Raw genomic sequence first — 15594 nt, 5'->3', positions numbered from 1 at the left:
TTTAGGATTCGTCGCCGGCGTCGAGTTTGGCGCTGGAGCCGTCGGTTAGAAGCAGGTAGAGCACCGCCATGCGCAGCGCCACGCCGTTGCTGACCTGGCGCAGGACCCAGGAGTTGGTGGCGTCGGCGGCTTCGGAGCAGATCTCCAGGCCGCGGTTCATGGGGCCCGGGTGCAGGATTGCGACCGGCTGCGGCTGTGCCTGCAGGGTTGCGAAGCGTTCGGCGGTCAGGCCCCACAGGTCGGTGTACTCCTCTGCGGAGGGGAAGTACGCGGCGTTCATGCGTTCCTTCTGGATGCGCAGCAGCATGACGGCATCGGGGTTGGTGGCAATGGCTTCGTCGAAGTCGTGGAAGATTTCTACGCCAGCTTCTTCAACCCAGGAGGCAGTGTTCAGCGGCAGTAGGGTCGGCGGTGCGACGAAGACGACCTGCGCGCCGAGGGTGGTCAGCAGCCAGAGGTTGGAGCGTGCCACGCGCGAGTGCAGGATGTCGCCGACGATGAGCACGCGCATACCGGACAGGTCGGTGCCGCGGGGGCTATCGAGGCCGTCGCGTTCTGCCTTGTACTGGCGCAGGGATACGGCGTCGAGCAGTGCCTGGGTGGGGTGCGCATGGGTGCCGTCGCCCGCGTTGAGCACGGGGATATCAGTCCAGCCTGCCTCGGCGAGGCGCTGCGGTGCGCCGGATGCCGAGTGGCGGATCACGAAAGCATCCGCGGCAATCGCCTTGAGAGTCTGTGCGGTGTCCTTGAGCGACTCGCCCTTAGACAGGGAGGATCCAGAAGCAGAGAAGTTCGTGACGGTTGCACCCAGGCGCTTCTCCGCGGCTTCGAAGGAGAGGCGGGTTCGGGTGGAGTCCTCGAAGAAGAGGTTGACGACGGTCTTGCCGTTGAGCACGTTGAGGGTGCGGTTTTCGGCTTTGACCTGCGCCATGTAGTCGGCGACGTCAAGGATTTCGATGGCTTCTTCGCGGGTTAGTTCGCGGGTGTCGAGCAGATGCTTCATGAGAGCCCTCCCAGCTGGATAATATCGACTCGGTCTGTTGCGTTGTCAGTTTCGGTCAGTACGACGCGCACGGTTTCGCTGGCGCTGGTGGGCAGGTTTTTGCCCACGTGGTCGGCGCGGATGGGTAGTTGCCGGTGTCCGCGGTCTACGAGGACTGCCAGGCGTACGAGGGCGGGTCGTCCGTGGGCGTTGAGTGCGTCGAGGGCGGCACGTACGGTGCGGCCGGAGTAGAGGACGTCGTCAACAAGGACTACGGTTTTACCTTCAATGCCGATGCTGGGCATGATGCTCTCCCCTGTGTTCTCTGGGGAGTTGGTGCCGTTGGGCGAGGTAGGTTGGTCGTCGCGATAAGCGGTGATGTCCAGGGCGCCGAGTCGTGTTTCTGCGGTGAAGTTCGGCTCGATGGCTTGGATGCGGGCGGCGAGTCGTACGGCGAGGGGCACGCCGCGGGAGCGGATGCCGATGAGTACGAGGTTTTCTACGCCTTTATTGGTTTCGATGATTTCGTAGGCGATGCGGGTGAGGGCGCGGCGGATTTCGTCCTCGCTGAGGATGGTGCGGCCGACGGTGGTCGCGTCCTCGGAGGTGCTTTGAGGGGTTGCCAAATGGGGGGCTGCGGTTAGATTTCGCCCCTGATTCGCGCCGGATGTGGGTACAGTTGACCCAGGCATAGCCGTCTCCTTCCCCGCCTCACGGGACGGATTTAAAGGTTTTGTGCTTCTAGTAGGGTACCACAGTTCACAGGCTACGTTCAGGTTCGGCGAGAGACCGCTCACGGCGAGATGGCTGCCGGAATACTTCAGAGAATTAGGCACAGTGCAATAGGTGGAGCCCCCATCTGTATGCCGATATGTACCCCCGTGTACATCTCGGGACACCCTTAACTACGCTGAAATGAATAGAAAATTGGCAAAATGAACAAACAATACGCTAGGGTGTGCGCTCTGTGGATATTTGTTAGGGTAATGGCATCAACCGATAACATTCCACTGAATTCCATACGTTGTTGTGTGGATGATTCTGCGGTTTACACAACCACACCCCAGAAAAGAACTAACAATGATGTTTAGTCGTACCACGTGTAGTTCTATTGCCGCACTTTCTGCAGCAATGATACTCACCCTGTCTGCATGTTCCGGTGGCGCGCAGGTCAGTGCTGAATCAAGTACTTCAACTTCCGTGAGCGCATCCACACCAAATGCGGACCCCAACGCAGAACTGCACCAACCAAGCGCAACCTAGACACAGAAAACCCCCGCCGTGCTGTAGCGAACTACAGCATGGCGGGGGTTTCACGTACGCTCCCCTGCGGGCGCATCCTCAACAACGGCAGCGAACCAACCAGCTACGGGCTGGCGAGCAGGCCGCGGCGGGATGTCTTACGCGAGCAGGGTCGGCTTCACCTGACGGAGCTTATCCAGCAGACCGTTCACGAACTTCGGAGATTCATTCGTGGACAGCACACGCGCCAGACCGACAGCCTCAGAAATTGCGACAGCATCCGGAACTTCGTCATTGTAGAGAAGCTCCCAAGTGCCAATACGCAGCACGGCACGGTCCACGGCGGGCATACGCTCGAAGGACCAGTCACGGGCGTAAGTCTCCACAAACTCACGGATTTCTTCATCGTGGTCGCGGACGCCACGAATGATTTCCTCAGAGTAAGCAGAAATCTGCGCTACCGTGTACAGTCGGCGGCGGCGGAGTACCTCAATATAATCTTCGTTGCGCTGATCCGCCTCGAAGAGCACTTCGAGGGCGCGCAATCGGGCTTTAGTACGCGAATTCATTAGTCGTTCACGCGACCGAGGTACTCACCGGTGCGGGTGTCAACCTTGACCTTGGTGCCGGTCTCCAGGAACAGGGGAACCTGGATCTCGTAGCCGGTCTCAACGGTTGCGGGCTTGGTGCCGCCGGTAGAGCGGTCACCCTGCAGGCCGGGCTCGGTGTAGGTGATTTCGAGGACCACGGATGCGGGCAGCTCAATGTACAGGGGGGTGCCCTCGTTCAGCGCGATGGTTGCGGTCTGGGACTCGAGCATGTAGTTTGCTGCGTCGCCAACAACGGTTGCGGGAACATTGATCTGGTCGTAGGTCTTCATGTCCATGAAGACGTAGTCGTCGCCGTCCTGGTACAGGTACTGGTAGTCGGAGCGGTCAACGGTTGCGGTTTCAATCTTAGCGCCAGCGTTGAAGGTACGATCGACGACCTTGCCGGAGGTAACGTTGCGCAGCTTGGTGCGGACGAATGCGCCACCCTTACCGGGCTTAACGTGCTGGAACTCTACGACGGACCAGAGGTTGCCGTCAATCTTCAGGACGGCGCCGTTCTTAATATCGGTAGTGGATGCCATGGGGCTCTCCTTCGTGTCATCGACGCTCACGCCGTAGTGGTACCCGGCGCGGCGCTAAGTTTTCAATAAGCAAAAATATGTCCAGTACATTCTACAGGATGCGCACGAATTTGCCTAGCAGGGGCACCACAGATGCTGTGGCACCCCGCCCGGCTACCGCATGCTGACTGCCATATGTTGGCAGTCGTGTGGCGGGTGCGTGGCGGTGACTGTACGGGACTCAGGCCTACTCGGAGATAATCTCCTGGTAGGTCATGTACAGGATCGAGTCGTCCGGCACCTCGTAGACGCGCGGGCGAGCCAAACCGTCAAGAATGATGAAGCGCAGCAGGTTGCCGCGTGCCTTCTTGTCGCGGCGCATTGCTTCGAGCAGCTGGGGCCATGCATCTGCCTTGTAGGAGGTGGGCAGACCCAAGGATTCGAGGATGCGGCGGGTGCGTGCCACGAGTTCTTCGTCGGCGTGGCCGGTTGCCAGCGCCAGTTCGGCGGCGTAGACCATGCCGACGGACACTGCCGCGCCGTGACGCCACTGGTAGCGTTCGTTACGTTCAATGGCGTGGGCGAGGGTGTGGCCGTAGTTCAGGATTTCGCGGCGGCCGGATTCGCGCAGGTCCTCGGAGACGACCTCAGCCTTCACACGCACGCTACGCTCAATGAGTTCACGCATGATGGCGGACTGCGAGTCACGCACGGCGTTCGGATTCGCCTCAATCAGGTCGAGGATTTCGGGGTCTGCGATGAAGCCGCACTTGACGATCTCACCCATGCCGGTCAGCAGCTCGTTCTCGGGCAGGGTGCGCAGGGTGCCGATCTCGCAGAGTACCGCGGCGGGCGGCCAGAACGCGCCGACCAGGTTCTTACCCTCGGCAGTGTTGATGCCGGTCTTACCGCCCACGGCAGCGTCCACCATGCCGAGCAGGGTGGTCGGAATGTGAATAACGCGCACGCCGCGCAGCCAGGTTGCCGCCACGAAGCCGGCAACGTCGGTAATAGCGCCGCCACCCACGGAGATGATTGCGTCGGTGCGGGTGAAGTCGTTCTGGCCGAGCACCTGCCAGCAGAACGCCGCCACCTGGTAGTGCTTCGCCTCCTCAGCATCCGGGATTTCGGCGCTGAACGATTCGTATCCCATGGCACGTAGGTCTTCCATGACCAGCTCACCGGTGGAACGCAGGGCACGCGGGTGAATCACGAGCACCTTCTTGGTGCGGTTGCCCAGAATTTCGGGAATCTTACCGAGCAGGTTGTGGCCAATGAGAACCTCATAGTTCTCACGCGGGGAGCTGCCGGTCACCGGGATGCGGGTAATATCTTCCGCGCCGGAGGCACCGAAAGTGGGGGCGGGCTGAGTGCTCATCATGTGTCCTTTCACAGGTGAGGGGTTATGCTTGGGGGTGCTGCGCTCGGGAAGTACGGATTGCGGTCACGTACGCCTGGATTTCTGCGGTCATCTCCGTGATAGGGCGGCCGCCTCGTGCGTCCAGGGTGAAGTGCGCCAGCTCTTCGTATCGGCTGCGGCGACGCTCAAAAATTTCGGTCCACCGCTCCACCGGGTTCGGCTGCAGCAGCGGGCGGGTCTTGCTGCCGGTAATGCGCGGGGTGACGGTGTCAGCATCAACGAGGATGTACACCACGCATTCGTCCTTGAGCAGCTCCGCAACCGAATCGGTCATGGGTGCGCCACCGCCCAGGGAGAACACCGTATTGCGGTACACCGGCGAGGTGAGGACCTCTTCGATGGTTTTGCGTTCGAGCTCGCGGAAGTGCGTCTCACCGAAAATCTCGAAGATTTCGGAGACTTCGCCGTAGCGTTCCACGATGAGCTGGTCGGCGTCGAGGAACTCGTAGCCGTAAAAACGCGCCAGGTGCGTACCAATATAGGTCTTACCTGCCGCCATGGGGCCGATGAGCACGATGGGGCGGGCGCGTTCCGCGAAGTTCTCGTGCATTTCACGCACCTGCTGCGGGTGGATGCGAGCGCCGCCGGCGGACTCGTCTTCTGCGGGGGTTTCTTCCGGCGCGCCCAGTTCTTCCGACGCTGCAATATCTGCGGGTGCCGCAGATTCAGCGGAAGTTGCGGGCAGTTCGAAAGCTTCGAGGGGATTCTCCCCTGGTTGACTCTCTGCTTCCACGGCGGGTACTGCGGGTGCGGCAACCTGAACCTTGCCGAACAGCGCCGGAGTCGGACGAACCGGCTTGGCCGGTTCAGCCGCGGGCACAGCTACGGGAGTTGCGGATGCGGCTATGGGGGCTACGGGGGCAGACTGCGGTTCAGTCTTCTGCACGGGAGCGGTAGCGCTCTCCCCCGCCGCCTCTGCAGGCTGTACCTGCTTTACAGGTGCCGGCTTGGGCGCGGCAGGTTTAGGTGCAGCCGGCTTCGGAGCTGCAGGCTTGGACACAGGCGGCTTAGGTGATTCCGCCTTCGCGGGCTCCTTGCGGGGCTCCTCTTCGTCGGTGCCCATGCCCTGCAGGGCGCTGAGCAGCTTCAGGCGCAGGTCCTCGCCCAGACCGAGTGCCGGGTCAGCATCCTCAGACACCGAGGAAGCGTACAGGCGCACACCCTGCGTGCTCGCCATAGTAGCGGCAGGCACGGGGCGGGTACCAGAATGCATCAGGTCAGCCGGGGTGGGCACGCGAAAGGCCGGACGGGAGGAATCCTCACACTCAACAGCCTGCTCAGCCGTGGCAGATACGGATTCCGATACACCAGATTCCGGGCGCGGCGAAGCGCCCCCTCGCGCACGCTGCGTTGCCGCAGCAATACGCGCGAGGGGGCTCGAAGCGACCGGGCGGACACTCTGTTCCACAGAAACCGCCCCGGAACCACAACCGTTCACGCCGCTGCCCTCAGACTCCGCAGGAAGGGGCACTACGCGTCCCAACCAGCCACGTTAGACTCCCAAGCCAGAGACGCCGGAATAGCGTCCAGGTAGGAATCCATGTTGCGGCGAGTCTCACCCATGGAGTCGCCACCAAACTTCTCCAGTGCCGCCTCAGCGAGCACTAGGGCGACCATAGCCTCCGCCACCACGCCAGCGGCGGGAACAGCACACACGTCCGAACGCTGGTGGTGGGCGCGGGCCTCTTCACCGGTGGACGTGTCAATGGTCTTCAGGGCCTTCGGCACGGTCGCAATGGGCTTCATTGCCGCGCGCACACGCAGCAGGTCACCGATGCTCATACCACCCTCAATACCACCTGCACGGTTGGTATCGCGGGTGACGCCATTTTCGCCAATGGAAATCTCGTCGTGAGCTGCAGTGCCGGGGCGGTCAGCGGTCGCGAAACCGTCGCCAACCTCAACGCCCTTAATGGCCTGAATACCCATCAGAGCCGCGGCAAGGCGCGCGTCCAAGCGGCGGTCCCAGTGCACGTACGAACCCAGTCCGGGAGGCATACCGTACGCGAGCACTTCAACCACACCGCCGAGAGTCTCACCGTCCTTGTGCGCCTCATCCACGCGCTGAACCATCGCGTCGGAGGTTGCCTTGTCGAAGCAGCGCAGCGGGTCAGCGTCCAGCTCCTCAACGTTGCGGGGCGAAGGTACCGGGGCACCCTCAGGAGCGTGCACGCCACCCACAGCTACGGTGTGAGAAACCAGCTCAACACCCAGAGCCTTCAAAATCTGTGCGGCAACCACGCCAAGAGCTACGCGGGTCGCAGTCTCACGCGCGGAGGCGCGCTCCAGCACCGGGCGAGCTTCAGAGAAGTTGTACTTCTGCATACCCGCAAAATCGGCATGACCGGGGCGCGGACGAGTCAGCGCAGCGTTACGCGCACGACCCTCAATCAGCTTCGGATCCACCGGGTCGGAGCTCATCACGTCAGTCCACTTGGGCCACTCGGTGTTCGCAATCTCAATCGCGACCGGGCCGCCCTGAGTCAGGCCGTGACGCACACCGCCCAGGATGCGCACGCGGTCCTCCTCGAACTTCATGCGGGCACCGCGGCCGTAGCCGAGGCGGCGGCGAGCCAGGGCGTCACGCACCATGTCGCTGGTGAGTTCCACACCGGCGGGTACGCCCTCAATAATGCCGACGAGCGCCTCGCCGTGGGATTCTCCGGCAGTGAGCCAACGCAGGGCCATAGGTTAACCTCTTTTCATCGCACCCGCACCGCAGCGCAGGAGGAAGGAATAATAATTCTTCACGTGTATAAATAGTGTATAAAATGCCTGTTTACTGAGCGAGTGAAAGCACGCTTTTTTCACGAAACGGAAGCACGAGGCGCAAGATCAACCGCCGCACACATCGCATTCACCAAGCCCAGCAGCTCACCCTCAGACAGGGTGCGGTCAGTAAAAATCAGAACCTGCTCCACCGCCTGATACAGCAGCATCTCCAGGCCAGAAACCACCGTACCGCCGTTCGCCTCCCAGGCGCTCGCCAGCACCGAAGGCCACGGGTTATACGCAACATCGAGCAGTACCGGCCGGTGCGTCGCGGAGGCACCTTTCAACCCGCTCAGCTGGCTCGCCCACTCATCCGCCGCATGAGCCGGAAGAGTAGACACCACCGGGTGATGACCGCGCTCAGCAAGATTCTGCGGCAAATCAGCCAACGTAATCTGTTCCAGCTGAACACCCAGGCGGCCCGCCGCCTCCTGCACACTACCGAGCTTATGCAACGAACGGGCGTACACGCTCACGCGGCGGTACCCCAGCGCGTGCAGCGCCGCCAAAGCAGAAATAGCGGTCGCTCCCCCACCCACAATCGCGGCAGAATCCTTGAGCGGTTCCGGTTCCAAACCGGCGTGGCGCAGCGCGTTCACAATACCAATGACGTCCGTATTATGCCCCAGAATCTTCTCACCACGCGGATACACCGTATTCACCGCACCGGTCACCTGCGCCATCTCGCTAATCTCATCGCAATACTGGATGACCGCGGTCTTCAACGGCATCGTCACCGACAGACCTGCAATATACGGAGCATCCTCCGTACCGTCCGGGTGTCGCACACCGTGCATCATCGCCGGCAAATCATCAGGCAAAGTATCGCGGCGCTCATACCCCAAATTCTGCTCACCCAAAAAGTCATACGCCGCACGATGCAACGCGGGTGACAGGGAATGGGAAATCGGGTGCCCCAGCACGTAGGCACGGCGAAGATACGGGGCTTCACGGTACGGCTCAGTCTTCATCGGTACTCTCTCGCTCTCAACGCTGGGGAATGCTCTCAACGCTTGGGGCTTTGCGGACACGCACGCCACGAACCCACGTTCATAGGCGCACTCTACCCATTTTAAGGGACAAACCACTATTCGGGTACAGCCCACCACCCGAGCACGACCCAGCATTCGGGTACAGCAAAGGCGGGCACCTCCCCCACTCTCGTGGAGGCGGTACCCGCCTCAGCAAAGAACCTTCAGTCCAAAGCTACCGAATCGTAGCTACCTGCTGAACCAATCAGCTACAGCTTAGCTACAACGGTTCGGGTGCTTAGAACACCACTGGTTGTACTCTTCAACATAACGCTGGTGCTCAGCATAAGTGCGGGAATACTTGGTCTCACCGGAATCCAGATTCACAGTCACCCAGTAGAAGTACGGGTTCTTCTCGGGAGCTGCAGCAGCCTTAATCGAAGCCAGCTGCGGGGAACCAATCGGACCCTTAGGAAGACCCTTATTCGCATAAGTATTGTACTTATTGCTCTTATCGGCCTTCTGCTCTTCAGTCAGGTGGTACGAGCGGACACCCAGACCGTAGGTCACGGTCGCATCCGACTGAATCAGACCCGAGGTCTCACCGTCGGGGTTGTTCAGACGGTTCTCAATGATGCCTGCAACCGCCACGTAGTCCTTCGGCTGAGCCTCAAGTTCCACGATAGAGGCAATAGTCAGAACCTCAAAGATCTTCTGATCGCCGCTCACACCGGCTTCCTTCAGGTCAGCCTTGGTCTTATCAACCATGGTCTGAATAACCTTCTTGATGTCGGTATCCTTCGGGAAGCGGTACTCACCCGGGTGCAACCAGCCCTCAATCGACGGGAAGTTGCTCGGCACGCCGTACTGGGTGTAGTTGCTGATCGCGTCCTCAACCTGCTTGCGGGTGAACGCGCCATCGGAGCCAGAAACAATCAGATCGATGGTCTCGCTCACGCGCTTACCCTGAGGAATAGCCAGGTACAGTACGTTGCTGTTCGCCTGAATAATCGTGTTGATAGCGTTCGAGCTGCTCATGTGCTGCTGCAATTCATAGGTGCCAGGCTGCAAGTACTTACCCTTGCTCTCCTTGGCGTACACCTCAAGGAACTTATCAGCATCAGCAATGACGCCAGCATTTTCTAGCTCAGCAGCCACCTGCGCGGTGGACTGGCCGGAACGAATCGTGAAAGTTACGGTCATGCCGTTACCGCCACCCGAGTAGTCACGATTCTTGAACGGGTCATAGCGAGTAATCAGGGCACCAGAAATGATGACCAGAGCCACGACAAACAGGGAAATTGCGCTCAGCAAAACGGCGCGGCGGCGGCGCTTACGCGCACGCAACGTAGCCACCGACACGATTTCCTGTTCCATCGTAATGCCGGTAATACCCTTACGTTCGTCCTCAGCCGTAGGCCTAAAGAGGTCGAGCCCGCTCTCTTCGGGCTGTTTATTCTGTTCGGTCACTGAAGGTTCTCCGTTTCGTTGACGGCACCAACCGCGGTCCCTTCTGACTCGGACGGTCGGTTTTCTTCGTGGGCCGGATCGCTCACCTTGTACCCGGCTACGGACTGCCCCGCTTTGAGGGCATCCAGGCTGTACTGCAAAATGTTCACAGCCGCCACCTGGTCAACCATAGTCTTGAAATCTCGGCTGGAAACCCCAGCCTCGTGCAGTGCACGGTGAGCGCTCACGGTGGTGAGTCGCTCATCCACCAGCCAAATATTAATATGTGTTTTCTCTTCGGCATCCAGCTCGGAGCGCAGAGCCTGCGCGTACTCCCTAGCCATTTCCGTGGAGGGAGAATCCCCACCACGCATGGTCTTCGGAAGCCCGACGAAAACCTCCACCACCTCGTTCACCTCAATCAGCTTGCGCAAAACACGGCGGTCAGAGTTCTTCTTCGCGTCGCGGCGTAATGTCTTGAGCGGGGTGGCAAGGATGCCGTCGGGGTCGCTGAGGGCGGTGCCGACGCGAGCATTACCCACATCGACGCCCATCCGCACTCCGCGCTGGAATTCTGCCATATTTAGGCCTGAGCCTGTGCGATAGCGTCGCGGACAGCGTCCAGTGCAGCACCAATCTTGGATGCATCCTGGCCACCACCCTGAGCGACGTCGTCCTTACCGCCGCCACCGCCGCCGAGAACACCGGCAGCGACGCGGACCAGAGCGCCAGCCTTCACGCCAGCCTCACGAGCGCCCTCGTTGGTTGCTACCAGGATAACGGGGCGACCATTAGCCACACCCACCACAGCAACAACCGCAGCCTCGGAGCCGAAGCGCGAACGCAGATCCAGAGCCAGCTCACGAACGCCGTTAGCGTCCAGTTCGCCAGCGTCATGCGCCAGAACGCGAACAGAACCGATGGTCTGTGCATTCTCCAGCAACTTGCCAGCCTCAGCCTGCAGCTTCTCGCGGCGCAGCTGAGCCAGTTCCTTCTCAGCAGCCTTCAGCTTAGCCAGAGTCTGGTTAATCTTCTCCGGCAGATCAGCGGAGGACTGAACCTTCATCAGACCGGTCAGCTGGTTCACCAGGGTACGCTCAGCAGTCAGGTGGTTGAAGGAGTCCAGACCCACCAGAGCCTCAACACGGCGGTTACCGGAGCCAACAGAACCCTCAGTCAGCAGGGTCAGGGAACCAACCTCAGCGGACGAACCAACGTGGGTACCACCGCACAGCTCGCGGGAGAACTCGCCACCGATTTCAACAACACGCACCACGTCGCCGTACTTCTCGCCGAAGAGGCTCATAGCGCCAAGAGCCTTAGCCTCAGCCAGCGGCATCTCACGGGTAATCACCTGGTGGTTATCGCGAATAGCGAGGTTTGCTACCTCTTCAACCTCACGCTTAGCAGACTCGGACAGGCCCTCGCCCCATGCGAAGTCGAAGCGCAGGTAGCCTTCCTTGTTGAAGGAGCCGCGCTGAGTTGCTTCATTACCCAACACCTGGTGCAGAGCTGCGTGAATAATGTGGGTACCGGAGTGTGCCTTCTCACCGTCGCGGCGACGCTGAACGTCAACCTGTGCCACAACCTCAGCACCGGTGTGAACCTCGCCCTCACGTACAACGGCGCGGTGAACACTCAGGCCCTTCACGGGCTGCTGAACATCCTGAACGTCAATGATGAAGCCGTTGCCGGTAATAACACCGGTATCAGCTGCCTGGCCACCAGCCTCAGCGTAGAACGGAGTCTCATCCAGGACAACCTCAATCTTGTCGCCAGCCTTAGCTGCGGGAACAGATACGCCGTCCACCAGGATTGCACGCAGGTGAGTCTCAGTACGCAGCTCGGTGTAACCGGTGAAGATGGAGCCACGCTCATCCACGAGCTTACGCAGCTCGGACAGGTCAGCGAACGCGCCCTTCTTCGCCTTAGCGTCAGCCTGTGCACGGTGACGCTGCTCAGCCATCAGCTCACGGAAAGCCTTCTCGTCAACCTTCACGCCAGCCTCAGCAGCCATCTCCAGGGTCAGGTCAATCGGGAAGCCGTAGGTGTCGTGCAGAGCAAACGCCTCAGCACCGGAAACAGCGTTGGAGCCGTCCTTCTTAGCGGCAGCAACTGCCTCTTCCAGACGCTCAGTACCGGTCTCAATGGTATGCAGGAACGCCTTCTCCTCAGCGTAGGCAATGCGGGAAATACGCTCGAAGTCATCACCCACGTACGGGAAAGCACCCTTCATAGCCTCGCAAGACGCCGGGAACAGCACGGGCAGGCAAGGCTCAGTCACGCCCAGCAGACGCATCGCACGGATAGCGCGGCGCATCAGACGGCGCAGAATGTAGCCGCGACCCTCGTTGGAGGGGGTGACACCGTCAGCAATCAGCATGAGGGAGGAGCGGATGTGGTCAGCCACCACGCGCATACGCACGTCGTCCTCGTAGCCTTCGTCCTCAGGGGACTCAGAGCCGTGGTACTTCTTACCGGACAGTTTGGATGCTGCATCCAAAACCGGGCGAACCTGGTCGGTCTCGTAGAAGTTCTCAACACCCTGCAACAGCATTGCCAGGCGCTCAACACCCAGGCCGGTATCAATGTTCTTCTTCGGCAGCTCACCCAGAATCTCGAAGTCATCCTTGCCGAGGCCCTCGCCACGCTGGTACTGCATAAACACGAGGTTCCAAATCTCAATGTAACGGTCGTCGTCAGCCGCCGGGCCGCCTTCCTTACCATAGGCGGGGCCACGGTCATAGAAAATCTCCGAGTCGGGACCTGCAGGGCCGGGCTGACCAGTGGACCAGTAGTTTTCCTTCATGCCCATACGCTGAATACGCTCAGCGGGGAACCCAACGGTCTTAGTCCAAATCTCGAATGCTTCTTCGTCACCCTCGTAGATGGTGACCCACAAACGCTCGGGGTCCAGGCCAAAACCACCCTGATCCTGAGAGGTAGTCAGCAACTCGTAAGCGAAAGGAATCGCCTTCTCCTTGAAGTAATCACCGAAGGAGAAGTTACCAGCCATCTGAAAGAAGGTACCGTGACGCGCAGTCTTACCCACCTCTTCAATGTCCAGGGTGCGGATGCACTTCTGCACGCTGGTCGCGCGGGAGAACGGAGGGGTCTCACGGCCCAAGAAGTAGGGAATGAACGGCACCATACCGGCAATAGTGAACATAGCGCCGGGCTCGTTCGAAATCAGCGATGCCGAAGGCACCACAGTATGGCCGCGGGAAGCGAAGAAATCGATCCAGCGCTTGGAAATCTCCTGTGAGAGCATCTCGTTCCTTAGAGTAATCTGTGCGAAATTCTAAATTAGTCTACTGACCTATGGTGCCTGCCCGAGAGCAAAATGGCTAATTGAGCCAGTCTCGTACCGTGGTTTACGGGCGAAGACACCACGTTTTAAAACCTAGTTGAAGAAGCCGTCACCGAGCTGACGGTCACGCGCAATGCGCTGCTCACGCGCTCGCTTCTGCGCCTCTTCCAAGGAGGCAATCTCAGCCTCCACCTCAATAAGTTCACGCTCAGCCAGGCGGCGGTTCGTGGACTCAATCTCAGTCGAGCTCATCTTGCGCTCCCAGGTATCCAGGGAGCCAGGACGCAGATCCTGCTTCTGGCGCTCCACCTTAGCGTTGAGCTCCATCTCCTTTTCCTGCATGCCCTCACGCACGCGGGCGGCGAACTCAACAGCACGCAACGCATACGGCTGCAGGGGCTTGCCAATCGGCGAATCGAAGAACTTTCCCATCTGAGACTCCGGGTTGAGGGCCAGTTCACCGTGCTCACGCATGAGCAGGGCGCTGCCGGGGGTACGCTGAGCAGGTTCGGAGGCGGTGGCACGCTTGGAAGCAAAGTAACCAACCGCCGCGCCGGCGCCAAGCAGAAGAGCTGAACGAAGCAGACCCATTAGTTCTCACCACCTGCAGAGTAAGAGGACTGTGCCGAACCATACTGACCGCCAGCGTTGTTGTTGCCGGTGCCGTGTGCGTCGCCGGGCTTACCTCCGCGGAACGCCTGACGCACACCGTAGGAGAAGGACGCAACCTTAATCAGCGGCTGACCCACAGTCGAGGTCACCAGCGAGGACAGCGCAGAAACATTCGCAGACGCATCTGAAACGTTCGAGGTGATGTCGTCAACCTTCTCCAGCTGCTCATTGGTGGTTACCACAGTGCGGGTCACCTCTTCAATGAGGGGGCCGGTGCTCTGGTTCAGCGAACGAATCGTCACGATAAGCTCATCAAATACCTTAGTCAGGCGAATAATGGGTAGCGCAAGAAGAGCCACCAGAATCGCAAAAACTCCTGCTGCAATCAGGCCCGCAATATCTCCGCCGGTCATCTATAACCCCATTCCGCTCAATGCATGATGCTTATCAAATAGTCGTACAGGACCGCATGCCACCGTGGCATGCAGCCGGATTGTGCGTACATATCAGGACTGTACACACAGTTCAATCCCTTATTTTAGTCGAAAAATCCTTCAAGCGCCCCCTAAACTCTCATGAAACTCCCAGCGACGGAAGATTCACAGGTTCAGTGGCGCCACTGCTCTCTGGTGTATATACCCAAAAACCCGCGCGTTAAACGGGAACAACCCGCCCCCCACCGAACGGTGCAGGACGGGTTGCTTCTCGAAAAATCGAGATTATGCCAGACGCGAGTAGTACTCAACGACCAGCTGCTCGTCGCAGATCACGGGGATCTCTTCGCGCTTGGGCTTACGCTCAAGCTTTGCGTGCAGCTTCTCAATCTCAACGTTCAGGTACGCGGGAACCTCGGGCAGAACTGCCTGGTTCTCACCTGCAGCCGCAGCCTGGAAGGGGGTGGTCTTCTCAGCCTTGGGGTGAACGTGGATCAACTGGCCGGGCTTAACCTGGAACGAGGGGCGGTCCACGCGAACGCCGTCAACCATGATGTGACGGTGAACAACCATCTGACGTGCCTGTGCAATGGTGCGGGCGAAGCCTGCACGCAGAACCAGAGCGTCGAGGCGGGTCTCGAGCAGCTCGACCATGTTCTTACCGGTCTGGCCCTCGGTACGCTTTGCCTCGAGGTATGCGCGGCGCATCTGTGCCTCGCGAATGTTGTACTGAGCGCGCAGACGCTGCTTTTCCTTCAGCTGGGTAGCGTAGTTGGAGTCAGCCTTCTTGCGGGCACGGCCGTGCTGGCCGGGGCCGTAAGGACGGCGCTCTAGGTACTTTTCTGCCTTCGGGGTCAGTGCAATGCCCAGGGCACGGGACTGACGCACGGTACGGCGGGGGCGGTTGTGGTTTGCCACAGTTCGTATTCCTTTTCTTTAGCGGTGGCACGGCTCATGACGCATATACGGTGATGTGCTGAGCGTTTCCCATGGGTGTGGGTGTGCCATTGTTCTGGTGGTCTGGCCTCCGGTAGGCCGCCCACGGTTTGGGCGGTGGAGAGTAGAGAGCAGCCGCACTCTCGGTACTATGAGCTACCCGATGATCAGTTTCTACCCCGTTACCGGGGCGGACGCTGCGTTTTGGGTAGTCTGCCAGCCACCTTTCTAGTGTAGCCACTCAAGGTAGGTCAGGGAGGAGGAACTGACTATGATATTAAACATAGCGTCTACTGTATGCTCAACAAGCTTTTTCTGGTTTACAAATATAAGAAGTCGGCTCTAAGGGAAAAAA

Annotated in this window: 14 protein-coding genes; all 14 read right to left on the bottom strand. The window is 59.8% G+C overall.

Features of this window, described 5'->3' with window-relative positions:
• Window position 1 precedes the first annotated feature (1 nt).
• Complete coding sequence (locus O3648_RS00180) at window positions 2–1003, bottom strand: aspartate carbamoyltransferase catalytic subunit (protein WP_371567672.1); 1002 nt, start codon at window positions 1001–1003, stop codon at window positions 2–4.
• A complete protein-coding gene (gene pyrR / locus O3648_RS00175; protein ID WP_371567669.1) occupies window positions 1000–1674 on the bottom strand; it encodes a bifunctional pyr operon transcriptional regulator/uracil phosphoribosyltransferase PyrR in 675 nt (224 codons plus the stop codon). Before pyrR ends, O3648_RS00180 begins: the two co-directional genes overlap by 4 nt.
• Window positions 1675–2382: 708 nt before the next feature.
• A complete protein-coding gene (gene nusB / locus O3648_RS00170) occupies window positions 2383–2793 on the bottom strand; it encodes a transcription antitermination factor NusB (protein WP_005505934.1) in 411 nt (136 codons plus the stop codon).
• Complete coding sequence (gene efp / locus O3648_RS00165; protein WP_279740000.1) at window positions 2793–3356, bottom strand: elongation factor P; 564 nt, start codon at window positions 3354–3356, stop codon at window positions 2793–2795. Before efp ends, nusB begins: the two co-directional genes overlap by 1 nt.
• 226 nt (window positions 3357–3582) lie before the next feature.
• The gene (gene aroB / locus O3648_RS00160) at window positions 3583–4713 is read right to left on the bottom strand and encodes a 3-dehydroquinate synthase (RefSeq protein WP_371567666.1); all 1131 of its coding nucleotides are present in this window, start codon (window positions 4711–4713) and stop codon (window positions 3583–3585) included.
• Window positions 4714–4738: 25 nt separating this feature from the next.
• Window positions 4739–6226, bottom strand: a complete 1488-nt coding sequence (locus O3648_RS00155; RefSeq protein WP_371567663.1) for a shikimate kinase — start codon at window positions 6224–6226, stop codon at window positions 4739–4741.
• Window positions 6226–7443 (bottom strand): chorismate synthase, encoded by a 1218-nt coding sequence (gene aroC / locus O3648_RS00150; protein WP_279790283.1) that lies wholly within the window; start codon window positions 7441–7443, stop codon window positions 6226–6228. The genes O3648_RS00155 and aroC overlap by 1 nt, the downstream gene beginning before the upstream one ends.
• A gap of 119 nt (window positions 7444–7562) precedes the next feature.
• A complete protein-coding gene (locus tag O3648_RS00145; RefSeq protein ID WP_371567660.1) occupies window positions 7563–8498 on the bottom strand; it encodes a shikimate dehydrogenase in 936 nt (311 codons plus the stop codon).
• 276 nt (window positions 8499–8774) lie between these two features.
• Complete coding sequence (gene mltG, locus O3648_RS00140) at window positions 8775–9968, bottom strand: endolytic transglycosylase MltG (protein WP_279740008.1); 1194 nt, start codon at window positions 9966–9968, stop codon at window positions 8775–8777.
• Complete coding sequence (gene ruvX / locus O3648_RS00135; RefSeq protein ID WP_005505922.1) at window positions 9965–10528, bottom strand: Holliday junction resolvase RuvX; 564 nt, start codon at window positions 10526–10528, stop codon at window positions 9965–9967. The genes mltG and ruvX overlap by 4 nt, the downstream gene beginning before the upstream one ends.
• 2 nt (window positions 10529–10530) lie before the next feature.
• Window positions 10531–13218 (bottom strand): alanine--tRNA ligase, encoded by a 2688-nt coding sequence (gene alaS, locus O3648_RS00130; RefSeq protein WP_371567657.1) that lies wholly within the window; start codon window positions 13216–13218, stop codon window positions 10531–10533.
• 132 nt (window positions 13219–13350) lie between these two features.
• On the bottom strand, window positions 13351–13848 hold the full coding sequence (locus tag O3648_RS00125) for a peptide chain release factor 4 (protein ID WP_279740012.1): 498 nt from the start codon (window positions 13846–13848) through the stop codon (window positions 13351–13353).
• Entirely contained in the window at window positions 13848–14282 is a 435-nt protein-coding gene (locus O3648_RS00120) for a DUF948 domain-containing protein (protein WP_279740013.1), read from the bottom strand. The genes O3648_RS00125 and O3648_RS00120 overlap by 1 nt, the downstream gene beginning before the upstream one ends.
• Window positions 14283–14588: 306 nt before the next feature.
• On the bottom strand, window positions 14589–15221 hold the full coding sequence (gene rpsD, locus O3648_RS00115; protein ID WP_279790278.1) for a 30S ribosomal protein S4: 633 nt from the start codon (window positions 15219–15221) through the stop codon (window positions 14589–14591).
• Between the last annotated feature and the right edge of the window lie 373 nt (window positions 15222–15594).

Source organism: Rothia sp. 27098_8_161 (assembly GCF_041432905.1).
Lineage (GTDB): Bacteria > Actinomycetota > Actinomycetes > Actinomycetales > Micrococcaceae > Rothia.
Note: the sequence above shows the minus strand (reverse complement) of the source record. Positions and strands in the feature narration are given on the sequence as shown.